This is a genomic window from Musicola keenii, assembly GCF_014855505.1.
Lineage (GTDB): Bacteria > Pseudomonadota > Gammaproteobacteria > Enterobacterales > Enterobacteriaceae > Musicola > Musicola paradisiaca.
The window spans coordinates 49,701-74,812 of sequence record NZ_JAAWVW010000006.1 but is presented as its reverse complement, the minus strand read 5'-3'; the positions used below and the strand labels follow the sequence as shown (position 1 = coordinate 74,812).

The following is a 25,112-nucleotide window of genomic DNA, read 5'->3' as shown; positions in this document are numbered from 1 at the left end:
TAATATTGGAGAAAATAGATGAAGAAGGTTGCTTTGATTTCTGGTGTGACAGGTCAGGACGGTTCTTATCTTGCAGAGTTTCTTTTAGAAAAAGGTTATGAAGTTCATGGTATTAAACGGCGCTCATCGCTTTTTAATACACAACGAGTAGATCACTTATATCAAGATCCCCATGAAGAAAATGTAAAATTTAATCTGCATTATGGTGATTTAACTGATACATCTAACTTAACACGCATTTTAGCTGAAGTTCAGCCAGACGAAGTATACAACTTAGGGGCGCAGTCTCATGTTGCTGTGAGTTTTGAGTCTCCAGAATATACCGCTGATGTTGACGCGATCGGTACATTGAGGTTGTTAGAATCAATTCGCTTCTTAGGCATGACCAATAAAACGCGCTTTTATCAAGCTTCAACATCCGAATTATATGGTTTAGTGCAAGAAATTCCACAAAAAGAAACAACGCCATTCTACCCAAGAAGCCCTTATGCGGTTGCTAAGATGTACGCTTATTGGATTACAGTGAATTATCGTGAGTCTTACGGTATGTATGCTTGTAATGGAATCCTTTTTAACCATGAATCTCCTCGTCGTGGCGAAACATTCGTAACACGTAAAATTACACGTGGATTATCTAATATCGCCCAGGGTCTAGAGAAATGTCTGTATATGGGCAATCTGGATTCTTTACGTGATTGGGGGCATGCGAGAGATTATGTTAAAATGCAGTGGCTGATGCTCCAACAGGAAAAACCGGAAGATTTCGTGATTGCAACTGGTGTGCAGTATAGCGTCCGTGATTTTATTATCCTTTCTGCAAAAAAACTTGGTATCGAACTTGATTTCGTCGGTACAGGCGTTAATGAAAAAGCTGTTGTATCAAAAATTGTTGGTGAGAATGCGCCTGCATTGAAAGTAGGTGATGTTATTGTCGCTGTTGATCCTCGTTATTTCCGACCTGCTGAAGTTGATACGCTTTTGGGTGATCCAAGCAAAGCTAAAAATAATTTGGGCTGGGTTCCTGAAACAACGTTGGGAGAGATGATTGATGAGATGGTGGCCCATGATTTGGAGAAAGCTAAGCAAATAGCACTCCTGAAGTCTAATGGCTACGATGTCAATGTTAGCGTAGAGTAAATGTTTTATGGTAAATCATAAGAGCTGTCTATACAGCTCTTTTATTAATTGAGCATCATTAAATGTTAAATGACTTGAAATTGGCTTTAAATCATCCAGAGTCTTGGGTGATCTTATCATGGTATGATATTAAGCAACGCTATAAGCGCTCAACATTGGGGCCCTTTTGGGTAACAATTAGTACGGCTGTTTTAGTTGGAATGCTGAGCTTATTATGGTCTACATTATTTAAATTAGATGTTAAGGATTATCTTCCATTTTTTTGTATTGGCCAGGTTTTTTGGACATATATATCTACGCAACTTACAGAGTCATGTAGTGGGTTTATTCAATTTGATTATATAATCCGGCAAAGTAAAGTGTCCTTTACATCGATCATGTTGAGGATATTGAGTCGGAATATTATTGTTTTTTTTCATAATTTTATCATTATTGTTGTGGTTGTAAGTTTTGTTGGTAATGGATGGAGTCCCGTTGCCTTATTTTCAATCCTGGGATTTGTTCTATTATCTCTATCACTATTATCTGGATCTATAATTCTAGGAATTATTTGCACTAGGTTTAGAGATATTCAAATGATTATTCAAAATATCCTTTTGGTCAGTTTCTATTTTACACCGATTATGTGGAAGACGGAGCAATTGAATAAAGAATGGTTGTTTTGGGTTGATTTTAATCCATTGGTTCACTTTTTTAATATTATAAGAGAGCCTATGTTAGGGCATGTCCCTGCCATGAAATCTATAATAATTTCATTTGCAATAACAATTATCTTATTCTTGTTGTCATTGATGCTACTTAATAAGACCAGAACCAAAATTGCATATTGGCTTTAATATATGAAAAAAATAATTAATGCTGTACATGTTAGTGTGGATTTTCCCATATACTCATCCTCGCAACGTAGCTTGAAAAAGGTAATATTCAAGCGAGCTGTCGGCGGAGGTTTCAATGATAACGCTAGTTGTATTACGGTTAAGGCGTTGAATGATGTGTCATTTAGTGTATATGAAGGGGATCGCGTTGCACTAATCGGACACAATGGAGCAGGAAAGACAACCCTTCTACGAGTCTTGGCTGGAGTCTATCATCCATCGTCAGGTCATATTGATATTGACGGAGATGTCGTTTCTCTAATTGATATGGCAATGGGAATGGATAGCGAAGCCACAGGATATCAAAATATTTATATAAGGGGCATATTGCTCGGGCTTAAAAGAAAAGAAATTACAAAGCATATTGATTATATTATTGATTTTAGTGAGTTAGGTGATTATATCCACCTGCCAGTAAGAACTTACTCCAGCGGTATGCTGTTGAGACTTGCTTTTGCTATTATATCAACTCTAAAACCTAATGTGCTTTTAATGGATGAATGGTTGACAGTTGGAGATGCACATTTTAAGGAAAAAATGGGGAAGAAATTAGAAGAAATGGTAAGCAATACATCAGTTCTTATTCTGGCTTCTCACTCTAAAGAAGTGATTAAAGAATACTGTAATAGATTCTTCTTATTAGAGAGTGGCTGTATAAAGGAATTGAGTGTCTCTGATTTGGATAATTATTTATAATGGTGAAAGAATGGAAAAGACAAGTAAGATACTGATTACCGGCTCTGGTGGCGTATTGGGGTATGGGCTGGTAAAAGCATTATTAATTAATGGTTATGATAATTTATTAACCCCCAATAGACATGAAATGGATTGTCTCAATCAAGATAGTGTGGATGATTATCTAAATAAAAATAGGCCTGAGTATGTTTTTCACTTGGCTTCTCTTGTTTTTGGTTTGAAAGGGAATTTGGATAATCAGCTAAAATCTATTTCTAATAATACATCTATTAACCAGAATGTTATTCTCTCTTGTCATAAGTTTGATGTAAAAAAAATATTTTTCGCGGGGACTGTCGCATCTTACCCATATCCATATATACAACAGCCATTGGTTGAGGATGATCTTTTTTCCGGAGAACCACACGATGGTGAATATGGATATGCGATGGCTAAAAGGCATGCATTGGCTTTTTTGAAAATACTGAATAAGTATCATCATACTGATTATTGTTATGCATTATTTACGAATTTATTTGGTGAGAATGATCGATTTGACCCAGTTAATGGGCATGTTATTCCTTCACTTATAGATAAGGCTTACAATAGTATTCAGAATGGTGAAAATGTTTTAAATGTATGGGGTCGCCCTGAAACTACACGTGACTTTTTGCATAACTCAGCGGCTGGATTGGCAGCGTTGCATGCAATGAATCATGTAAGTGGTGTTGTGAATATTGCTAGTGGTGTGGAAACATCCATGGGTGATGTTGTAAGTGCTATTGCGGGTTGTTTTGATAATAAATTGTCAGTGTCTTGGAATGAGAATGCACCTATTGGTATCCCGAGAAGAAGTGTATCAATAGAGCGGTTACGCAATTCTGGATTTACTCCTGATTTTGATCTTGAAAGGCAAATTTCAGATACTATCTTATGGTACAAAAATAATATTCTTGGTGTTAGAAAATGAAAAAAATTGCTATAGTTTCGAGCTTTTCAGATAGTTGTGGGAATGCCTATTTTACTAAGATTTTAATGGACTCGATGAAAAGTTCTGGGGTTCAGGTTGAATGCTTGAGCTTGAATTTATTGCTTACGCAGTCTATTAATGCTGATGTCAGGAAAAAAGCTGATAGTCATATTGATGCTATATGTAAAAGTCTAAAGGATTTTGATGGTGTCAATATCCAATTTGAAGCTGGTCTTTATGGAACGATGCCTGCAGATATTGTTAAGCGGGTATGTAAGCTAGTTTCTGCTAATCCTAATACCAGCGTAACGCTCCACAGTCCAAGACTGATAAATGATAGCGCATCACAGCGTGAAGCAATTAAACAAGCGTTGAAGCTACGCTTAAAAACAGCCATCAATATGTATTTCTCTGAATTGAGAAAGAATTTATCAGCTAAAATAAATGTAAGAATCATAAAGTATCTTGCTAAAAATAATATCAATCTGATTGTCCATACCCTAAGGGCAAAAGAGCAAATTGAATTGTTTTTTAACTATACTAATGTACATGTACATCCGCTTAAAATTGTTGATGAGCATCATCAATTGTCTTCAGATGTTTTCGATAAGATTAAGGATGAATATAATATTAAAGAACATGATAAGATAATAGGTATGTTTGGCTTTGTTAATGAGTATAAAGGACACTCATTAGCTATTCAGGCGTTATCTTATTTACCATCAAATTATAAACTGATGATTTTTGGTCGACAGCATCCACAAACAATTAAAAATAATGAAATCGTTAATCAATATATTCATACTCTACAGGAAAAAATCAGAGAGAATGGACAGATTAAGAGTCGTGTTTTCTTTATGGGAGAATACGATAATGAAGATTTTATTAATATAGCTGCTTCTGTTGATTATGTCTGGTTGCCGTATGTAGAAAATGGGCAAGATGGTTCAGGTATTGCGTCCATATGTATGGATGTATCAAAACGAGTTCTATGCTCTTCATCCTTCGCATTCGATGAATTATTTAGACTAGTCCCTGACTATAATAATTATGCGCGTTTTGATATTGGTAACTATTTAGAGCTGGCGAGCAAAACGCTGCATTTTATACCTAATAAAATTAACAGAGTATCTGATGAAAAATATACACTAAAATCTCAAGCAGAGTTGTATATTAATTTGTCGGTGAAGTGAGTTAATTGACTTGATTTTATATTTATCCTCTTTCCGTGCGATGGGGTTATAATGTAAAAAATCACCAGCGACTTAAGTTTCTTAAGTTGCTGGTGATTAATAAAAAATAGAATAGTATTTTATAATTATATCTCTAGGCTTTGTAAAATATTTTGATATTTTTTAGTGTGATTGTTTTATGTTTTTTTAGAACTATGTTCTCATGATAATATTCCTCACTTCAGAAATGAGAAAAATGCTTTGAGAATCCTTCATTTTTTTAAAACGTATTACCCAGTGGCTTATGGCGGTGTTCAGCAAGTTATTTATCAACTAGCAGAAGGTGCATCCAGGCAAGGGGCGATGGTTGATGTACTTTCATTGAGCCCTGATGGTTCATCTAAAAATGGAGTTATAGGACACCATCAGGTTCATACATCTCGGCAGGATCTCTATCTGGCTTCAACAGGTTTCTCTATGTCTGTCATAAGGGATTTCCAAGAGTTAGCGAGACAGGCAGATATAATACATTATCATTTCCCATGGCCTTATATGGACTTGGTACATTTTATTGCCAAGGCAAATAAACCAGCAGTAGTTAGTTATCATTCTGATATTGTGAAACAGAAATATCTGCTTAAACTTTATCAGCCGCTGATGAAACGTTTTCTGAATAGTGTTGATAGCGTTGTAGCATCGTCGCCAAATTATGTTGCTACCAGCCCAGTCTTACAATCGCTAGTAAAACCGGTGGAAATTATTCCTTTTGGTTTGGATCCTGATTCATACCAGCCGTCAACACAACCTCTTCTTGATAAATGGAAAAATCAGTTTGGTGAGCGTTTTTTCCTTTTTGTTGGATTCTTACGTTATTACAAGGGACTATCTTTTTTACTTGAAGCCATGAGAGATATTGATTATCCATTGGTTATTGTAGGAGAGGGGCCTTGTGAGAGTGAATTGAAGTCGCAGGCTATCTCATTAGGTTTAAAAAATACTCATTTTCTTGGCGCATTATCTGATGAAGATAAATGTGCGTTACTCGAATTATGTTGCGGCGTCGTATTTCCATCTCACCTTCGTTCAGAAGCGTATGGTATGACATTACTTGAAGCTGCGATGTATGGTAAACCAATGATTTCCTGTGAGATAGGGACTGGAACAACCTATATTAACCAGGATCAGGTAACAGGGATCGCTGTCCCGCCAGCAGATCCTGTCGCATTGAAAAATGCATTAATGACTTTGTGGCTCGATGTTGAAAAGTCTCGGAATATGGGCAAGCTTGCAAAGCAGCGGTTCAGCGAGAATTTTACTGCCACCCATATGGTGGACAGCTATATGAGTCTCTATAAGAGAGTCATTGCAAATAATGCTAACGATAAGAATATATAGTTAATAGGGTGCATAGCACCCTTTCATCTGAAATATAAGTATCTGTGGTGAGATTTATCCTCAATGAGGATCTGTATAACATTCGATGTTATAACCTGTTGGTGCCTGTAACAGAATATCTTTAATTTTATTAACGTCGAAGTCGTGGCAATACATATCAAGATCTTTTAGTAATGACTCCATGTCTTGCCAGCTCAATTTCTCTTCTTGTGCGGTCATGATTTTGGGATGGCTAGTTCCTTCTACATTTTCACCGATCAGTAATTCTTCGTAGAGTTTTTCCCCGGGGCGTAATCCCGTAAATTTAATCGCTATATCGCCTTCCTCAACGTACCCTTGTCCTTCTATATACCCTTTCATGCCCATTAGATTAATCATTCTACGGGCCAGGTCGAGTATTTTGACTGGCTCTCCCATATCCAATACAAATACCTGTCCATTAATCCCCATGGCGCCAGCTTGTATTACCAGTTGTGCCGCTTCAGGAATTAACATGAAATAACGGATAATATCTGGGTGAGTGACTGTTACCGGGCCACCTTGCCGGATCTGTTTTTTAAACAGCGGGACGACGGAACCTGATGAACCTAATACATTGCCGAAACGCACCATAGTGAATGTTGTCTGGTTTTGCCGTTCGGCCAGTGCTTGCAAAATTAATTCTGCCATCCGTTTACTGGCACCCATAATATTGGTCGGGCGCACAGCTTTGTCGGTAGAAATCAGCGTAAAGTTTTTTACCCCTTCCGCTATTGCGGCTTCGGCACAGGCTAATGTACCAAAAACGTTATTGCGAATTCCTTCGATCACATTGTCTTCAACCAACGGTACATGTTTATAGGCTGCAGCATGATAGATGGTCTCGATTTGGTTGGCATGGATTAGCTTTTGAACCCGGTTCTGCTTTTGTACCGACCCGAGTGCCGTAACAATTTTCGTTGCAAGCATCAGGCGTTTTTTAATCCCTTGCAGTTCCTGATCGATGGTATATAGGTTGTACTCATTCAGCTCAAACAGCACCAATATTCGTGGCCGTTGCGTCAAAATCTGCCGACACAATTCGGAACCAATTGAACCGCCGGCACCTGTCACCATCACTGACTTATTGGTAATGTTTTTCGCCATTAGCTGTCTATCGGGATCAACTGCTTCTCGCCCAAGTAAATCAGCGACATCCAGATCGCGTATTTCTGTGGCGATAGCTTTACCGGCCGCGATGTCTTCAACCGAAGGGACGGATTGTACTTCGATCGGCCAATGAGAGAGTCTCTCCAGCAATCTCAGTCGTTGACCTTTTTGTATATTGTTGATGGCTAATAATAATTTAACCGGGTGATACAACGGCTTCAATTTCTCAAATTCACTGCTGTGATGCACTTTTATGCCGCAAATAATTTGACCAATCTTTTTCTCGTCATCATCCAGGATGATGACGGGATGATACTCATCTCCCTGAATCAGGGCGTAGAGCAAGTCTCGCCCGGTAGCACCTGCACCATAGATAAAAACGTTTGGTTTCTGACGCTTATAGTAGTGGTAATAAAATGTTCGGATAAGTACGCGGGGGCTACCCAGCGCAAGCGTCGCTAAACCTGCATAAATAAACGGGACGCTACGCGGAACAAAAGACTGAAAAAAGAAGCTACTTAGCGCCAGACTGATGGCGGATAGGAAGACAGACAAAAACACATATCCTATAGCGGGTAGCATCATGTAGCGCAGTACGGCGCGGTACATACCGCAGCGTATGAAAACGAAGATAGTGATGGATAGCGTGACGACGAAGCTGGCTATCTCAGCATAACCGATGGGAAAATCGGTAGTGCCTAAACGGACGGCAACGGCCAGATAGAGTGAAATAGTAATTGCGACAACATCATAGAGTACAGTTACGATGCGTTTGGTGGCGCGTTCTGCATTAAGCAAAAGCGGAATAAGTTTAAACATCAGAACCTGAATGTCCGTGTGCGACAATGGAATGAGAGTAGCAGATCATTTTAGTGACCTAATAGAGTATTGACCAGATGTGCTTATCTTAATTTTAGTTATGTTTCAATGCCGGGTATCATGCACTGAGCCATTCGGGAAGGTAATAGTATTGAAAATTTTAGTAACGGGAAGTGGCGGTTTCATCGGACGCCGAGTGGTCGCGCTGGCAAACGAGCGCGGTATAACTTGTGTGCTGCATGGCAGCGAGCGCGTAGACCCAAGCGGTAGTGCGATGATTCGCGCCAATCTGACTGCCACGACAGACTGGACGCCGGCATTAACCGGTGTGGACGCGGTAGTGCATTGCGCTGCCAGAGTACACCAGATGCAGGATGGCGTTGATGCGCTGGCACTGTATCGAGAAACCAATGTCGCAGGAACATTACGGTTAGCGCAGCAGGCCGCAGAAAATGGCGTTAAGCGGTTTGTCTTTATTAGTTCAATCAAAGTGAACGGTGAGACCACTCAACCTGGTCAACCTTTTCAGCCGGATGTAGCCGTACCGCCAGCTGATCCTTACGGCTTGAGCAAGTATGAAGCTGAACAAGGGTTGATGCATCTGGTACAAGAAACCGGCCTTGAAGTGGTCATTATTCGCCCGCCGTTGGTGTATGGGCCAGGCGTGAAAGCCAATTTCCGCGCGATGATGAATTGGGTACGTAAAGGCGTGCCGTTACCGTTGGCGTCGATTCATAACCAACGCAGCCTGGTGTTTGTGGATAATCTGGCTGATTTGATTTTGCTGGTTCTGCATCATCCGAAAGCGCCGGGGCATGTGTGGCTGGCATCGGATGACCATGACGTTTCCACCTCCGGGCTATTGGCGGATATGGCCACGGCGTTGGGGGTGAAAAACCGGTGCTGGCCGCTGCCAGCATGGATACTAAAAAGTGCGGCAGCTTCGCTTGGTAAATCTGCTGTAGCGGAGCGTTTGCTTGGGTCGTTGCAAGTGGATGTGCGTGACACCCGGCAGCAACTTGGCTGGCAGCCTGCATTCTCCTACCATCAGGCCATTTCCATCACAGCGCAGGCATTTCTGGCGGAAATGTCGGGTGTTTCCACGTCTCTATCCAAAGAAGGTTGACCGATTATTATGCTGCGTGTCTTGGATGTATTACTGGCGCTGGTTGGGGTGTTATGCCTGTGGCCGGTGATGTTGATCGTTTATGTGTTGGGGTTATTTGATACCGGTTCGCCGGTTTTTATCCAACAGCGTGTCGGGCGGCATCAGCGTCCATTTAATCTGATCAAGTTTCGCACGATGGCGGTGGCGACAGAGTCGGTGGCAACGCACCTTGCCAGCCGTAGCTCGGTGACGCCGTTAGGCGCATTTTTGCGTAAAACCAAACTTGATGAGTTGCCCCAGCTGATTAATGTGCTCAGGGGGGAAATGAGTCTGGTGGGGCCGCGTCCGTGTCTGTTTAATCAACAAGAGCTGATAGCCGAGCGTCAGGCGCGCGGTGTATTTGATGTATTGCCGGGGATTACCGGTCTGGCACAGGTGAATGCTATCGACATGTCTACGCCTCAGAAACTGGCGGAGTGGGATCAACGCATGATCCAGACCTTGTCGGTGAAACACTATTTTAGCTACTTGGTTCAAACGGTCGTCGGTAAAGGCGCTGGCGATCGAGTACGTTGATCAACGACTGTCGATAAACCACGATGCCGGTCATGCCGGCATCGTGACGTTTTATTGCCAGCGTTAAACCACCTCCTCGGGAGGTGGTGATTGGTTGATGCGTTATTTCACCGGGGCCAACGCCGTTTGGTCGGTATACGGCTTCATGATGGTATCGGCTTCCTGTTGCGCCGTTTGGGCAGCGGCTTCCGGCGTAACCTTTTCGTCGTTTACGAGGGCGGCTAACTGATTTTCCATCGCCTTGCGCACCGCTACCGTTTCATAGGTGGAATACCATGGATGCGCGTACTTGAGCTGTTGCAGCGCGATGGTCGCTCGCGGATCTTTCTCCAGATAGGACTTCATTTCCGGCGTATCGTAAGCGGCTTTGCGTGGTGAGAAATAGCCGGTGAAACGGCTCCAACTGCCGTTGACCTGCGGGCTGACCAGATAAGTCAGGAATTGATAGGCCGCTTTCTTCTGCTCTTCGGAAATCCCCTTGAAGCTGACCAGGCTGGCGCCGCCAATAGGTACTGCGCGTTGTTCTTTGGCCGGCAGCATGGCCACGCCGAGTTCGAAATCTTTGGTGTTTTCACGCATAAAGCCCAGTGCGCCGGTACTCAGCATCGCCATGCCCAGTTTGCCGGAGAAGAAGGCGGCGCTGATCTGTTTGGAATCCAGCACGCCGGACGGCATGACTTTGTCTTTGTAGACCAAATTCTGCCAGAAGCGCAGCGCACCGATGGTGGTCGGAACGTTGTAATAGACTTCGCCCGGATAGCTGCTGTTGAAGTAATTCCCGCCATTGGCGCGTACCAGCGCCGAGAGGATCCAACCGCCGTAGTCGTCGTTGGTGGACGGCAACATGATGCCCCACTGGCCTTTGCTCTGATCAGTCAGTTTTTTGGCATCGGCGAGTAGTTCCTGCCAGGTTTGCGGCGCTTGCTTGATCCCCGCCTGATCGAACATTGTCTTGTTGTAATACAGGATTGGCGTCGAGTTGTGGAACGGAATCGCGTAGGTGACGCCCATCACCTGTGCATTCTGGTGCATGGCGGGCCAGAACTCGTTCATCAGGAACGGCCCTGCTTTTTCGCTGCCGTACTTAAACAACTCATCCATCGGCAGAATTTCGTTTTTCAACGCCAGATCGGTGGTGAAGTTAGCGGACATGATCACCAAAGCCGGCGGTTGACCAGCCTTTTGAGCGGCTTCGGCCTTCATTTTGGTGGTGTCGTAGTTGCCGGTGAAGATACCGCGAACTTCCACATCCTGTTGCGAGTTGTTGAATTCTTTGATAACGCGGGTCATTTCCATGGTCAGCTTGCCATCTACCGGCGCCGGGAACATGAAATCAATGTTTTGCTTTGCCAACGCCGTGCCCGTGAAGGCGAGCGTGACGCCGAGCGTCAGCGCCTTGAACTTACTCATGTGCGGTCTCCTGGTATAAATTCTGCCGGGTATCGGCATTGAAAAGGTGAATATCCAAAGGGGAAAAACCAATCGTGACGGTGTCGCCCACCGCCGGCGCTTCGCCGCGATTTTTGCGGCAATAACGCAAGTTGCCGATCGAGGTGCTGACATGCAGTAGATACTCAGCCCCCATCAGTTCTCGTTGTCGTACCGTCGCGGTCAGACAATAGGTTTGCTGGTTTGCATCGGTGATATCAGTGATGTGTTCGGGGCGAATGCCGAAGAAGACCTCTTTGGCCTGGTTGGCGTGAAGCGGCAACGTTAATGCCTGCTCGCCAATCAATACCGCCCCATTGGCGCAAGGCAGAGTAACAATGTTCATCGCGGGAGAACCGATAAAACCCGCCACGAACAAGTTAGCCGGATAAGCATAGAGTTGCTCCGGCGTGCCTACCTGCTGCAATTCCCCGCTGTCCATGACCACGATGCGGTCTGCCATCGACATGGCTTCGGTCTGATCGTGGGTAACGTATACGGTGCTGGTGCGCAACTGCTGATGCAGCGCCATGATGCCATCGCGTACTTCGGTACGCAGGCGGGCATCCAGATTAGATAAGGGTTCGTCCATTAAAAACAGCCGGGGGTTGCGCACAATGGCGCGAGCCATAGCAACACGTTGACGTTGCCCGCCGGAGAGTTTGCCGGGCTTGCGATCCAGCAGCGTGTCTAATTGCAGCAGTTGCGCCACTTTCTCCAGCCTCGGTTGCCAGGTCGATTTGGGCTCTCGCCGGATTTGCATGCCGAACGTGATGTTTTCTTTGACGGTCAGGTGTGGGAACAACGCATAATTTTGAAAAATCATCGCGAAGTTGCGCTCGCGAGGTGAACGTTCGGTGATATTGTCGTTGTCCAGCCAGATTTCGCCGCTACTGACGTTTTCCAGCCCCGCCAACAGGCGCAGCAGGGTGCTTTTGCCACAGCCAGACGGGCCGACCAGCACCAGAAATTCACCGTCGGCGATATCCAACGATAAGGATTTCAGCGCCGGTTTGTCGTCAAAGCGCTTACAGATGTTTTGCAGTCGTAGCATGGACATCAGTGTTCATCCACCGGGCAACTGATGTTTTGGTCATACAGCCAGGGGCCCGCGTAATGCGACAGAGCATGCTGGTAGCTGACCAGATGGTGCCCGACCAGCCGGTGCATCAGGCAGGACGGCGGCGACATATCGTAATAGGGACGTGTATCTTCATGATAATAGGGGACTTGATGTACGGTTCCCGGGACGGTGGCGATGATGGCCTGGCGATACTGTGTGACGATCAGGCAGTGATTATGTCCGCAGAAGATGCGCACCAGCGAAGGGAAACGTTCCACCAGTTCCAGCAGCCGGTGGCCGTTTTCGCAGGCGATACGATCCATCTGCGCTGAACCCAGCGCCATGGGGGGATGGTGCATGAATACTGCTGTGGGTTTGTCTCCACCGGCCGTCAGTTCCGCTTCCAGCCAGGCCAGCGTTTCCTCCGTCAACCAGCCTTTAGACGTGCCTACTTTGCTGGAGTCGATAAACAGCAGGCGCATGGCGAAGTCATCAACGGCATAACGCATGTTCTGCGGATCATGACCCAGTTGCGGACACAGTGGCTGCAAGTATTCGAGAAAGTGGGTTTTATCATCGTGATTACCGGGGATGATATACAGCGGGTACTTCAAGTTACCCAGCGTCTGACGGGCAACCCGATATTCCGCTGGCTGACCGCAGTTGACGATATCGCCGCTGATGACCACTGCGTCCGGTTGTTCGCTCAGCGCATTGAGCTGCGACACCACGTCGGCGTTACCGGCGTTGATATCGATGAATCCGTAAAGTTTTTGCCCTGAGCTTCTAAAATGTGTATCTGAAATATGCGCTAACAGCATGGGGAACTCCTTATTTTATTCCTGAGAAACCAAAGCTTTTCAGGAACTGTTTTTGGAAAATCATGAATGCCGCCATCAGCGGCAGGCAAACCATCAACGTGCCGGCGCTGACGACGCCCCACTGGCCGCCGGATTCGGCCGCCATGGCGAACGACACCAGCCCGACGGTCAGTACCTGTTTGTCGGGATCGTTGAGCATCATCAGCGGCCACAGGTACTCGTTCCAGTGATAGGTAATGCTGACGGTGGCGAATGCCAGAATGGAAGGCCAGGACATGGGCAACAGAACGCGAAATATCACCTGCCACCAGCGGCACCCTTCCATCAGCGCCGCCTCTTCAATCTCTTTGGGAACATTCATGAACGCCTGACGCATCAGAAACACCCCAAATGCCGACGTGAAGTAGGGCATCATCACGCCGGTCAGCGTATTGAGCAGGCCGAAGGTCTTCAGCGTCATCATATTCGGCACCATCATGACGACGGGCATGATCATCAATTGCACTAAAAACAGCAGGAACAGTGTCTGTTTGCCGCGAAACTCGTGGCAGGCGAAGACATAGCCGGCGGTGGTGATAGTCATCAGCTGTACGCAAAAGGTACCGAAGGTAAAAAACAGCGTATTGGCGTACAGCGAGAGCCAGTCGGCGCTTTGCCAGGCGTCTCGAAAATTGTCCAACGTCAGCGGCCAGCGCGGCAACAGCGACGCCATGCCGTTGCCGAATGAGATTGGGCTGAAGGCGGAAGACAGCATCCAGATAAATGGGCTTACCCACAGCAACGCCGCGCAGATCATCAACAGGCTCAGCGTCGCGCGGCGGGAATGGCGTAGACGCAACCAGACGGGAAGCGTCGCACTGCTGGGTGAGGCCAGGGTGGGGGTGATATCAACGCTCATAATGTGCCCCTTTCTCAAGCACTTTCAGGTTAATCAGGGAAAAGATGAACAACCCTGCCAACGTCAGGAACGTCGCGGCTGAGGCTTTGCCCAGATCGTGGGTATCCCAGGCGAGATTCTGGATGTAATAGAGCAGCACCGTGGTGGCGTTGTCCGGGCCACCATGCGTCATCACCGCGACATGATCAATCTGGGTGACGGAGTAAATCAGCGCGGTCGTCAGCACAAAGCTGAGGGTGGGACGCAGCAAGGGCTGCGTGACGCGAAAAAAGATCTGTATCGATGTCGCGCCTTCCATCACTGCGGCCTCGCGGGTGGATGGGGGGATGCCCTGTAACCCGGCGAGGAAGAACAGCATGTAGTAGCCGGCAAATTTCCACACGCCGATAATGGCCAGAGCGAACAGTGCGCTGTTGCTGTGGCCGAGGTAATTGTTGTTCATCGGGCCGAAGAGTTTGGCCAGGTAATAGTCCAGCAGCCCGATGCCCGGCATAAAGATGAATAGCCACAACGCGGCTGCGCTGACCATCGGAATGATCATGGGGAAGAAAAAGGCGGTTCGCAGCCAGCGGTTTACTGCGTGGTTTTCCCATAGCGCCACGGCGAGCAGCAACGACAGTACAATACCGGGGATGACCGTCAGTAGGATGTAGGCCAGATTGTTGAACAGCGCGCGCCAGAATACCTGGTCATCAAATAGGCGGATAAAGTTACCTGCGCCGACAAACAGGGCGGTATCGCCCGCCATACGAGTGTCGAACAGGCTGTCGTATACCGAACGGAATAACGGAAAGTAGGTAAACAACACCAAGAACAGCAGGGAAGGCGCCAGGATCAGCCAGGGTAGCCAGTGTTTTCGCATGATATGCCATCAGATTCAGTAAAAATCGCAGGCATATGCTGAGCAGGGAATAATGCACTGACATGGCAGATGAATGACAATTTTGTGACCGCCACCATCCATAAAGGAATGCAATGGTCTGACCGCTTGTTTTGTCTATAGAAAAAGGGTTCTATTAATAACGATAAGTTTTGTAGGGTTAAATGGGTATTTTTCTATTGAGGAGGTGATATGTCTGTTTCTGCTCGTAATCAACTGGATGGGGTGGTTGACAGCGTTGCTGAAGGCGCGGTTAACAGTGAAGTCGTATTGACGCTGGCAAGCGGAGAGCAACTCACTACGGTGATTACCCGCAGCAGTGTGACTAATTTGGGGGTGGTGCCGGGTAAGTCCGTTGTGGCGTTGGTCAAGGCGCCTTGGGTCATTTTGGCCTCGGCGGATTGCGGGCTGCTTTTTTCCGCCCGTAACCAGTTTAATGGCACGATAGATGCGTTGTCGCGCGGCGCGGTTCATTCCACCGTTCATCTAACGACTGTCAAGGGGTTAACACTGACGGCCAGTATCACCAATGAAAGTGTGGATGAGATGGGGCTGAAAGTTGGGGCTTCTGTTATCGCGCTGATTAAGGCTTCCAGTGTGATTCTGGCGACCAAGGCTTGATATTGGCGATATTCCAGGGGCAACGGCACTGCTGTTGCCTTTGTTTTTACACGTGTTTTACCAGGCGACAACGAATAAAAAAATGGCCGCCATAAGACAGCCAGATATAAAAAGAAGGAGAGAATGATTGATGATTAACGAAATATGGCGTATGGGCTAACACCGCGATAGGCTTTGCCCAACGCTTTTAATACTTGAGTGATTTTGCGGACAGTCTTCATAGGTCACCCCACACGCTATAACAGAAATTAGTGATTGAAAGTACCAAAGCTAACAGCGAATTTTTCGAAAGCAGCGATGATTTTGTTCAGCATTTTCATGTTCGTCTTCCTCAGCTTGATTAAAATTGTGTGACGTTGTTCACGGTTTTAAAGATACACTCCAGTTCACTGGTGGTCAACTTTTTTGTGAGACTAATCACAAAAAAATGAACATGGCGTCCGTCTGAAGTGAACCTTCATTTTATTTCCTGCCAGTGCCCGCGTTTGTAAGCAGCGTTGGCGCAAGAATTGATGTGTTGCGTCATGGTTCCTGTTTGTTTGCGCAAATTAAACGCAAGTAGTGCCTTCTCTTCAGGGAATGGCGGTTGAAACCGGCGTGCGGAAAGCACGATAATCCCCCGCTTCGAGAACTGGCAGGATTCGGCAGCCCCGCGGCACGGTGGTTAATCGTTTGCGTAGCAGGTGCTGAGCGTGGTTGCGCATTTTTCCCCGGTTGGCAAGGGCTGAAAGAAAAGGTGCGCAACTGCCTGTAAATACTGGCTCGGCGCTGTCTACGCGCTGTATGAATAATGATGACATTTTCAGGGGATATACCATGTCCAAGACGACTCGTCAGGCTGGCGATGCGGTTCATCCGCAAGGCGCGCTTGATGCTTTTTTCAATATCACGCAGCGTGGCAGTAGCGTTCGTCAGGAAGTGCTGGCCGGATTGACCACCTTTCTGGCGATGGTCTATTCGGTGATTGTAGTGCCGGGCATGCTGGGTAAAGCCGGTTTTCCGCCGGTGGCGGTGTTTGTTGCGACCTGTCTGGTCGCCGGTTTTGGCTCCTTGTTAATGGGGTTGTGGGCCAACCTGCCGATGGCTATCGGGTGCGCCATTTCGTTGACGGCATTCACTGCGTTCAGTCTGGTTCTGGGCCAGCACATCAGCGTACCGGTCGCTTTGGGCGCTATTTTTATGATGGGCGTACTGTTTACGCTGATATCTGCGACAGGCATCCGCTCCTGGATTTTGCGCAACTTGCCGTTGGGCGTGGCACATGGCGCGGGTATCGGGATTGGTTTGTTTCTGTTGATTATCGCAGCCAACGGAATTGGCTTGGTTATCAAAAATCCGATGGATGGTTTGCCAGTTGCGCTCGGCCATTTCACCGCGTTTCCGGTGGTGATGTCGCTGATGGGGCTGGCGGCGACTATCGGCCTTGAAAAGCGCAAGGTGCCGGGCGGTATTCTGATTGTGATCGTCGCCATTTCTGTTATCGGTTTGATTTTTGACCCGAATGTGAAATATCAGGGGCTGTTTGCTCTGCCGAGTCTGACTGACGCCAATGGGCAATCGTTGATTTTTGCGCTGGATATCAAAGGTGCACTGCAGCCGGTGGTATTGCCGAGCGTTCTGGCGCTGGTGATGACGGCAGTATTTGATGCGACCGGCACGATTCGTGCGGTTGCCGGGCAGGCTAATCTGCTGGATAAGGAGGGTCAGATTATCAATGGCGGGCGGGCGCTGACGGCTGACTCCGTAAGCAGTATTTTCTCCAGCCTGGTGGGAACATCTCCTGCTGCGGTGTATATCGAGTCCGCCGCTGGGACTGCCGCGGGCGGCAAAACCGGCCTGACGGCAACGGTGGTCGGGGTTCTGTTCCTGCTGATCCTGTTTTTGTCGCCGCTCTCTTATCTGGTGCCGGCTTATGCCACCGCGCCGGCATTGATGTATGTCGGTCTGCTGATGTTGAGCAACGTTTCCAAACTGAATTTTGATGATTTTGTCGATGCCATGTCTGGTCTGGTTTGCGCGGTATTTATCGTTCTGACCTGTAACATTGTGACCGGTATTATGTTGGGCTTCGGTACGCTGGTTTTGGGCCGTATCTTCTCCGGCGAATGGCGCAAATTGAACATCGGTACGGTCATCATTGCCATTGCGCTGGTGGTTTTCTACGCGGGTGGTTGGGCTCTGTAAGCCTTGTTCTGTGGATGTTTTCGAAAAAGGGGGAACGTCGTTTCCCCTTTTTTGCTGCTGTACCGTGTTTTTCCCCCACGTCTCGTTCGTATCTTGTTATATTGAAAGGGTCATTTTCTGGCGAGGGCAGTCTCGGTGTCCGCCGGAACGACATCTGTAGTGTGTAATACCGTTCACTGAAGCCCGCTGTCGGGGGACGCCGCAGGAAGGACGCCTCACTCGTGGTGAACCCTGGTATTTTGCTGCCTGAGTTGTGCCGTATTACGCATGATGCGCACTTTCATGTAACGGCAAATAACCAGGGAACGCATGGAAATATTCTTTACCATTCTGATGATGACGCTGGTGGTATCTCTGTCTGGGGTGATAACTCGCCTTATGCCTTTCCAGATGCCGCTTCCTCTTATGCAAATCGGGCTCGGTGCCATGTTGGCGTGGCCGCAATTCGGCCTGCATGTGGATTTTAATCCCGAGCTGTTTATGGTGTTGTTCATCCCACCGTTATTGTTCGCGGATGGCTGGAAAACGTCGACCCGCGAATTTCTGTATCACACCCGGGAAATACTGGGGCTGGCGCTGGTGTTGGTCATTATTACCGTGGTGGGAATGGGGTATCTGATTCACTGGATGATCCCGCAAATGCCTCTGGTTGCGGCGTTTGCGCTGGCCGCTGTACTCTCGCCGACCGATGCCGTTGCGCTCTCGGGGATTGTAGGGGAAGAGCGCATTCCCAAAAAATTGATGGGGATCCTGCAGGGCGAAGCGTTGATGAACGATGCTTCCGCGCTGGTGTCGCTGAAATTTGCTGTCGCCATTGCGTTGGGTGCCATGGTGTTTAGCGTTTCTGGCGTTACGCTGGCATTCCTGCATGTGGCGTTGGGCGGTTTGTTGGCGGGGATTGCCATCACCTGGTTGTACAGTAAATCGTTGGCGGCAATGGGGCGCTGGAGTGACGATGAAGCCGCGACTCAGATTGTCCTACTGTTGCTGTTGCCGTTTGCCTCTTATCTGGTGGCAGAACATTTCGGGGTGTCTGGTATTCTGGCGTCGGTTGCTGCTGGTATGACGATCAGCAGAACCCAATTGATGCGTCTCGCGCCGTTGAATATGCGGTTACGAGCCAATGGGGTGTGGGGCATGCTGGAGTTTGTGTTCAACGGCATGGTGTTTCTGATGCTTGGGCTGCAATTGCCCGGCGTACTGGAAGAGTCGATCGCGCAGGCTGATCGCGATCCCACCATTGAAAACTGGGTCTTGTTCGCTGATATAGGGTTGATTTATCTGGCATTGTTGGTATTGCGGTTTGTCTGGCTATGGATGATGAAAATATATAGCCGTCATATCCAGAGCAAACGGCCGATGTTGTTTGCCGAATATTCCACGCGCGAGCTGTTGATATCGACATTTGCCGGCGTGCGCGGCGCTATCACCCTCGCGGGCGTGCTTTCGATTCCTTTATTGCTTAACAACGGTGAGGATTTTCCATCCCGCTACCAGTTGGTATTTATCGCCACCGGCGTGATTTTGTTATCGCTGTTTTGTGGCGTTGCTGCGTTGCCGCTGTTACTGCGGGGCATTACGGTGACGGATCACAGCGTGCGTAAGAAAGAAGAACGCATGGCACGGGTCGTGATGGCGCAGGTGGCGATAGACAGTTTGACGAAAATGCATGAGCGTCTGGCGTCGGATTGTGAAGAGAATCTGGACGACCAAATGCTGGCGGAGGTCAGCGCTCGCGTCATCGGTATGCTACATCGTCGCGTCGCGGGGATCGATGAGATGGAGAACAGCATGGCGGTGGAGAATCTGGAGCGCCGTTTTCGTCTGGCGGCCGTGAATTCGGAGCGCGCTGAGCTTTATCACTTGCGTGCGACGCAGCGCATCAGTAATGAAACGCTACAAAAAATCTTGCGGGAACTGGATTTACTCGAAGCGGTGCTGAGTGAGCGTGTGTAGCTGATGTTGCGTGGTCGGGACATCGCCTGAGGGGGGGGAACCTGCCGGATGCAGGCTCCCCGATGGCAGTATTTTAGTGGGATGAACCGCGCGACGCGCCGACGCCAGTTTGTGAGCGGATAAATTGCGCTTTGAATTTGCCGCGTTCTTCGATGGCGTTCGGCGAATTATCGGTGATCGAGAATAACCAGATGCCGACAAAAGCCACTAGCATGGAGAACAACGCCGGATATTCATAGGGGTAAATAGGGGCGGTGTGTCCCAAAATTTTCACCCAGATGGTCGGCCCAAGGATCATCAGAATAACGGCGGTAAGCAAGCCGGCCCAGCCGCCAATCATCGCGCCTCGGGTCGTCAGTTTCGACCAGTACATCGAAATGATGATGATGGGGAAGTTACAACTGGCAGCAATAGAGAAGGCCAGCCCGACCATGAACGCAATGTTCTGGTTTTCAAATAGAACCCCCAGAGCGATAGCCACCACGCCCAACACCAGTACGGTGATCTTCGAAACATGCAGTTCCTCACGCTCTGTCGCGGTGCCTTTGCGTATCACATTCGCGTACAGATCATGCGAGACCGCAGAGGCGCCAGCCAGCGTCAGCCCCGCGACTACTGCCAGGATGGTAGCGAAAGCCACTGCGGAGATGAACCCGAGGAAGAAATTGCCGCCAACCGCATTGGAGAGGTGGATTGCCGCCATGTTGTTACCCCCGATCAGGGTGCCGGCGGCGTCTTTGAACGTCGGGTTGGCACTGACCAGCAATATGGCGCCGAAGCCGATGATAAAGGTCAGAAAATAGAAGTACCCCATGAAACCGGTCGCGTAGAACACGCTCTTACGCGCTTCTTTGGCATTGCTGACGGTGAAGAAACGCATCAGGATATGCGGCAGGCCGGCGGTACCGAACATCAGGCCAAGACCGAGAGACAACGCTGAGACCGGGTCGGAGACCAAACCGCCGGGGCGCATGATGGCGTCATGTTTTGGGTGTACCGCCATTGCCTGGGTGAACAGTGCGTCAAAACTGAAATTGACCGATTTCAACACCATGATCGCCATAAACGTTGCACCACACAGCAGCAGAACGGCCTTGATAATTTGTACCCAGGTCGTGGCCAGCATGCCGCCGAACAATACATACATCACCATCAGGATGCCTACCAGTACGACTGCGACATGGTAGTTCAGCCCAAACAGTAGTTGGATCAGTTTTCCTGCTCCGACCATTTGCGCAATCAGATACAGGGCTACCACGACCAGCGAACCACAGGCGGACAACGTGCGAATCGGTTTTTGTTGCAGACGGTAGGACGCGACATCAGCGAAGGTGTAACGGCCAAGGTTGCGCAACCGTTCGGCAATCAGGAACAGGATAATCGGCCACCCCACCAGAAAACCCAGCGAATAAATCAGGCCGTCGAAACCAGAGGTGTATACCAGCGCGGAAATCCCCAGAAAGGATGCGGCGGACATATAATCTCCGGCAATCGCCAGGCCGTTTTGTAAGCCGGTGATATTGCCGCCAGCCGTATAGTAGTCGCTACGAGAACGGGTTCGTTTGGAAGCCCAATAGGTAATACCGAGTGTGGCTACTACAAATAGCACGAACAGCACGATGGCCTGAATATTGAGCGGCTGCTTCTGAACATTACCGGTGACGGCATCAGCCGCGTGTCCCCACCAGGGGAGCATTAACAGCCCTAACAGCAGAAAAATGCGGTTTTTCATTTTTGTACCTCATCCAGCAGCTGTTTGGTCAGGCGATCGAACTCGCCATTAGCCCGGTAAACATAAATACCGGTGAGTACGAAAGAAATAATGATCAACCCGATTCCCAACGGGATCCCTCGGGTTGTGCCCGCACCGGGCGAAACTGGCGTGCCCAGCCAGCCTGGTGCAAAAGCAATCAATAGAATGAAACCGACATACAGCACTAGCATGATGATTGAAAGTAACAGAGCAAAACGTTGCCGTTTATGTACCAGTTCTTTAAACAGCGGGTTACTTTCAATCCGTTGATAAATGAGCTCATTCATCATCAATCTCCAATCAAAAGTGGATTATCGCCAGAAAAATTGCTGTTCCGTCACCGTCTCACGCGCGCCTGAACGGCTGGCGTGGACGGTACGTTTTTTATCGGATGACAGTTAAGACGGCGTATCCATCGCTTGTTTTTCTTCCAACAATTTCTCCACGACGCCCGGATCGGCAAGCGTGGAAATATCACCAAGATTGCTGGTGTCGCCAGCAGCGATCTTGCGAAGGATCCGTCGCATGATCTTGCCGGATCGCGTTTTGGGCAAGGCATCAGTCCAGTGCAAAATATCCGGCGTGGCAATGGCGCCAATCTCTTTGCGAACCCAGTTGCGAACTTCGGTATAAAGCTCGCTGGTGGGCTCCTCGCCATGATTGAGCGTGACATAAGCGTAAATCGCCTGACCCTTGATACTGTGCGGAATTCCGACGACTGCCGCTTCAGCGATCTTGGGGTGAGAGACCAGTGCGGATTCGATCTCCGCGGTTCCCAGACGGTGGCCGGACACATTAAGCACATCGTCGACACGGCCAGTGATCCAGTAGTAGCCGTCTTCATCCCGACGTGCGCCGTCACCGCTGAAATACATGCCTTTGAAGGTAGAAAAGTAGGTTTGTTCGAATCGATCGTGATCGCCAAACAATGTACGCGCCTGGCCTGGCCAGGAATCGGTGATGACCAGATTACCTTCGCAGGCGCCTTCTTGCGGGTTGCCCATGTTATCTACCAGAGCAGGTTGTACGCCGAAGAAGGGTAAGGTGGCGGATCCCGCTTTGGTTTCGATGGCACCAGGGAGCGGGGTGATCATGAAGCCACCGGTCTCGGTTTGCCACCAGGTATCGACAATCGGACATTGGCTGTTGCCGATTTTTTGGAAGTACCACTCCCAGGCTTCCGGGTTGATAGGTTCGCCTACCAATCCCATGATCTTCAACGAATGACGCGACGTGCCCAAAATTGCTTTATCACCGTCCGCCATCAAGGCTCGGATTGCGGTTGGCGCGGTGTACAGAATATTGACCTGATGTTTGTCGACGACCTGGGCCATGCGGCTGGCATCGGGCCAGTTCGGAACGCCCTCGAACATCAACGTCGTCGCGCCGCAAGCAAGCGGGCCGTAAACCAGATAGCTGTGTCCGGTGATCCAACCAACATCGGCAGTACACCAGTAGATATCGCCAGGATGGTAGTCGAAGACATATTTGAAGGTCGTAGACGCATAGACCAGATAACCACCGCTGGTATGCAGAACCCCTTTTGGTTTGCCGGTAGAACCCGAGGTATAGAGGATAAACAGTGGATCTTCTGCATCCATAGCTTCTGGCGGGCAGTGATCGTCGGCTTGCGCTATCAGATCGTGCCACCATAAGTCGCGCCCATCATGCCAATTACCGGGGGTACCACCGGTACGCTGGAATACGATCACGCTGGTTACAGTGGTAACGGCGGGGTTGGCCAGTGCCTCATCGATGTTTTTCTTCAATGGGATGACCCGACCGGCACGGATCCCTTCATCTGCAGTGACGACCAGTTTGGCGCTGGAGTCGACGATTCTGCCGGCAATCGATTCCGGCGAAAACCCGCCGAAGATAACGGAATGAACCGCACCGATACGGGCGCAGGCCAGCATGGCTACCGCAGCTTCAGGCACCATCGGCATGTAGATGGCCACGACGTCGCCTTTGGTTATACCTTGCGATTTTAGAACGTTAGCAAAGCGGCATACTGACTGATGCAATTCCCGGTAGGTGAGTGTTTTGCTCTCTTTGGCATTATCGCCTTCCCAGATGATCGCAGTTTGATCGCCCAGGCTATCCAAATGGCGGTCGAGGCAGTTGGCCGCGACGTTCAATGTACCGTCCTCGAACCAGCGGATGCGGATATGCCCTGGATCAAAAGAGGTATTTTTGACTTGGGTGTACGGTGTAATCCAATCGATGATTTTGCCTTGTTCTCGCCAGAATGATTCAGGATCCTGAACGGATGCCTGATACATAGATTTGTATTGTTCGGCGGTGATTAAGGCGTTTTCAGCGATGTTAGTGGGGATAGGGTGTTTGTTATTTTGGCTCATAGCGCTTCTCCTTAAACGTTGTTAATACTATGTCAACCAAACGTTAATAGAAGTGGTGTGTTGACATTTGTTTCTTTTTTGCGCCGTGGATCACGCATTGCAGGAAAAGCAGGGAGATTTCGTCTATTAAGAATAGTATCGGATTCTCAAGTTGGGCCGGGGTTTCCCTGGAGAGGGGGGGGGAGATTAAGCGATCGCCGTCACAGTTTGGCGATCAAAATAGCCGCTAACGCGATCGTAAAATAGATCATTAGATAAATAGCTGATTTAATAGCCAATCACTATTAATTGTCTGGAATTGATCGAAATTGATGATCAAAAGGCCCAAAGATAGTGCTTATTTGGACGATCGCCGACTGGTCAAAGCAGATATAGTGCTAACGATCGAGAAGAAGATCATCGTGCTTCCCCTCATTGTACTGCGCTGCCTGTCAGTGAAGGAGGAAGTGCAGCATCGTTTAATAAATAAACTGACTTACTGTAATAGCTATTTTCGATTTCAATTTTGAAGTTACGGTAAAGATAATTGTTAAATAATAATCTGATGTAAATTTATTTTTTATTCATAATAACGGACGAAATTACTTTATGCCCTGCGGCTACACTGTCTATGTGTGTTTGTTGATTTGTCCGGCTTTACTTTTGACGGTTTGATTGCTCTGTATTCACCGGATTTGTATGTCTGGTGTCTTTTAAAGCTATTGTCGTAACACGTGTCATTTTATTCATATGGTTACTACGTGGCGACGGATAGATTTCACATAGCATTGAGCAGAGGACAGGATGAGTCTGATATTTGGACGGAATGAAATCATTGGCGTGTTGAGTACGCCGGTTCATAACGATAGACGCGCCATTGCCGTCATTGATGAGAAATGTAAGATTCTTTGCGCCAATTCGGCGTTTAATGCGCACTTTGGTTTGCCCGCTGATGCCGATGCACCTTCGTCAATTGATGAGATGTTACCGGTAAACGTGAAGTTTGCTTATCAGGATTTTATGACGAATGCGGATCTCCTGAGCACTAATGTTGTCTGGGATCTATTGTCGGATGGGTTTGCCAAAAAGCCGATGAGCACACTCTCTTTCTCCAAACTGAATGTGGAAAACAGGGTGCTGTCGCTGCTTATCCTGAATGCTGAGGATGGCGACCAGCCGACGAATTTGGCTTCCTGATACCCCAGTCCATAAGAGGTCATGATGTATTCCTGTCTGTCATTCATACAGATGCGGTGATTGTATGTGCCTGTATGATTTTCTCCACTGACAATAGTCTTAATCCCCTTATCTCTT

The 25,112-nt window shown here is 48.0% G+C and carries 21 protein-coding genes; 12 read left to right on the top strand and 9 right to left on the bottom strand.

The window, feature by feature from the left end:
- The first annotated feature begins 18 nt into the window (after positions 1-18).
- The 6 genes from gmd (at position 19) to HEP82_RS08035 (ending at position 6,224) form a co-directional block, all read left to right on the top strand.
- Positions 19-1,137: a GDP-mannose 4,6-dehydratase gene (gene gmd / locus HEP82_RS08060; RefSeq protein WP_192457612.1), complete on the top strand. Its 1,119-nt coding sequence runs from the start codon at positions 19-21 to the stop codon at positions 1,135-1,137.
- Positions 1,138-1,199: 62 nt separating this feature from the next.
- Entirely contained in the window at positions 1,200-1,973 is a 774-nt protein-coding gene (locus tag HEP82_RS08055; RefSeq protein ID WP_192457611.1) for an ABC transporter permease, read from the top strand.
- Positions 1,974-1,976: 3 nt separating this feature from the next.
- Positions 1,977-2,708: an ABC transporter ATP-binding protein gene (locus HEP82_RS08050; protein WP_192457610.1), complete on the top strand. Its 732-nt coding sequence runs from the start codon at positions 1,977-1,979 to the stop codon at positions 2,706-2,708.
- Positions 2,680-3,657 (top strand): GDP-L-fucose synthase family protein, encoded by a 978-nt coding sequence (locus tag HEP82_RS08045; RefSeq protein WP_243061608.1) that lies wholly within the window; start codon positions 2,680-2,682, stop codon positions 3,655-3,657. The genes HEP82_RS08050 and HEP82_RS08045 overlap by 29 nt, the downstream gene beginning before the upstream one ends.
- Positions 3,654-4,850: a glycosyltransferase family protein gene (locus tag HEP82_RS08040; protein WP_192457609.1), complete on the top strand. Its 1,197-nt coding sequence runs from the start codon at positions 3,654-3,656 to the stop codon at positions 4,848-4,850. The genes HEP82_RS08045 and HEP82_RS08040 overlap by 4 nt, the downstream gene beginning before the upstream one ends.
- 240 nt (positions 4,851-5,090) lie before the next feature.
- The gene (locus HEP82_RS08035; RefSeq protein ID WP_192457608.1) at positions 5,091-6,224 is read left to right on the top strand and encodes a glycosyltransferase family 4 protein; all 1,134 of its coding nucleotides are present in this window, start codon (positions 5,091-5,093) and stop codon (positions 6,222-6,224) included.
- A gap of 60 nt (positions 6,225-6,284) precedes the next feature.
- On the opposite strand, the gene HEP82_RS08030 is transcribed toward HEP82_RS08035, so the two are convergent.
- The gene (locus tag HEP82_RS08030; RefSeq protein ID WP_192457607.1) at positions 6,285-8,171 is read right to left on the bottom strand and encodes a polysaccharide biosynthesis protein; all 1,887 of its coding nucleotides are present in this window, start codon (positions 8,169-8,171) and stop codon (positions 6,285-6,287) included.
- Between the two features lie 151 nt (positions 8,172-8,322).
- Between HEP82_RS08030 and HEP82_RS08025 the strand changes: the two genes are divergently transcribed.
- Positions 8,323-9,297 (top strand): UDP-glucose 4-epimerase family protein, encoded by a 975-nt coding sequence (locus HEP82_RS08025; RefSeq protein WP_192457606.1) that lies wholly within the window; start codon positions 8,323-8,325, stop codon positions 9,295-9,297.
- Between the two features lie 9 nt (positions 9,298-9,306).
- Positions 9,307-9,855 carry a sugar transferase gene (locus HEP82_RS08020; RefSeq protein WP_015854933.1) on the top strand — a complete coding sequence of 183 codons (549 nt, stop codon included), beginning with the start codon at positions 9,307-9,309 and terminating at the stop codon, positions 9,853-9,855.
- 102 nt (positions 9,856-9,957) lie between these two features.
- On the opposite strand, the gene HEP82_RS08015 is transcribed toward HEP82_RS08020, so the two are convergent.
- The 5 genes from HEP82_RS08015 to HEP82_RS07995 are packed head-to-tail and all read right to left on the bottom strand — an operon-like array spanning position 9,958 to position 14,927.
- On the bottom strand, positions 9,958-11,265 hold the full coding sequence (locus HEP82_RS08015) for an ABC transporter substrate-binding protein (RefSeq protein ID WP_192457605.1): 1,308 nt from the start codon (positions 11,263-11,265) through the stop codon (positions 9,958-9,960).
- On the bottom strand, positions 11,258-12,337 hold the full coding sequence (locus HEP82_RS08010; protein ID WP_192457790.1) for an ABC transporter ATP-binding protein: 1,080 nt from the start codon (positions 12,335-12,337) through the stop codon (positions 11,258-11,260). Before HEP82_RS08010 ends, HEP82_RS08015 begins: the two co-directional genes overlap by 8 nt.
- 5 nt (positions 12,338-12,342) lie before the next feature.
- Positions 12,343-13,167, bottom strand: a complete 825-nt coding sequence (locus HEP82_RS08005; RefSeq protein WP_192457604.1) for a phosphodiesterase — start codon at positions 13,165-13,167, stop codon at positions 12,343-12,345.
- A 10-nt stretch (positions 13,168-13,177) separates the two neighbouring features.
- Positions 13,178-14,065, bottom strand: coding sequence for a carbohydrate ABC transporter permease (locus HEP82_RS08000; RefSeq protein WP_192457603.1), 888 nt, complete (start codon positions 14,063-14,065; stop codon positions 13,178-13,180).
- Positions 14,055-14,927: a carbohydrate ABC transporter permease gene (locus HEP82_RS07995; RefSeq protein WP_192457602.1), complete on the bottom strand. Its 873-nt coding sequence runs from the start codon at positions 14,925-14,927 to the stop codon at positions 14,055-14,057. Before HEP82_RS07995 ends, HEP82_RS08000 begins: the two co-directional genes overlap by 11 nt.
- A gap of 210 nt (positions 14,928-15,137) precedes the next feature.
- Between HEP82_RS07995 and HEP82_RS07990 the strand changes: the two genes are divergently transcribed.
- The 3 genes from HEP82_RS07990 (at position 15,138) to HEP82_RS07980 (ending at position 19,706) form a co-directional block, all read left to right on the top strand.
- Entirely contained in the window at positions 15,138-15,566 is a 429-nt protein-coding gene (locus HEP82_RS07990) for a TOBE domain-containing protein (protein WP_192457601.1), read from the top strand.
- An 816-nt stretch (positions 15,567-16,382) separates the two neighbouring features.
- A complete protein-coding gene (locus HEP82_RS07985; RefSeq protein ID WP_192457600.1) occupies positions 16,383-17,750 on the top strand; it encodes an NCS2 family permease in 1,368 nt (455 codons plus the stop codon).
- Between the two features lie 309 nt (positions 17,751-18,059).
- Entirely contained in the window at positions 18,060-19,706 is a 1,647-nt protein-coding gene (locus HEP82_RS07980; RefSeq protein ID WP_192457599.1) for a Na+/H+ antiporter, read from the top strand.
- A 73-nt stretch (positions 19,707-19,779) separates the two neighbouring features.
- Here the strand turns inward: HEP82_RS07980 and actP are convergent, their stop codons facing one another.
- The 3 genes from actP to acs form a co-directional block, all read right to left on the bottom strand.
- Positions 19,780-21,438, bottom strand: coding sequence for a cation/acetate symporter ActP (gene actP, locus HEP82_RS07975; RefSeq protein WP_192457598.1), 1,659 nt, complete (start codon positions 21,436-21,438; stop codon positions 19,780-19,782).
- A complete protein-coding gene (locus HEP82_RS07970; RefSeq protein ID WP_192457789.1) occupies positions 21,435-21,746 on the bottom strand; it encodes a DUF485 domain-containing protein in 312 nt (103 codons plus the stop codon). The genes actP and HEP82_RS07970 overlap by 4 nt, the downstream gene beginning before the upstream one ends.
- Before the next feature lie 111 nt (positions 21,747-21,857).
- Positions 21,858-23,819, bottom strand: coding sequence for an acetate--CoA ligase (gene acs, locus HEP82_RS07965; protein ID WP_192457597.1), 1,962 nt, complete (start codon positions 23,817-23,819; stop codon positions 21,858-21,860).
- 783 nt (positions 23,820-24,602) lie between these two features.
- Between acs and HEP82_RS07960 the strand changes: the two genes are divergently transcribed.
- Positions 24,603-24,995 carry a transcriptional regulator gene (locus tag HEP82_RS07960; RefSeq protein WP_192457596.1) on the top strand — a complete coding sequence of 131 codons (393 nt, stop codon included), beginning with the start codon at positions 24,603-24,605 and terminating at the stop codon, positions 24,993-24,995.
- Positions 24,996-25,112 lie beyond the last annotated feature (117 nt).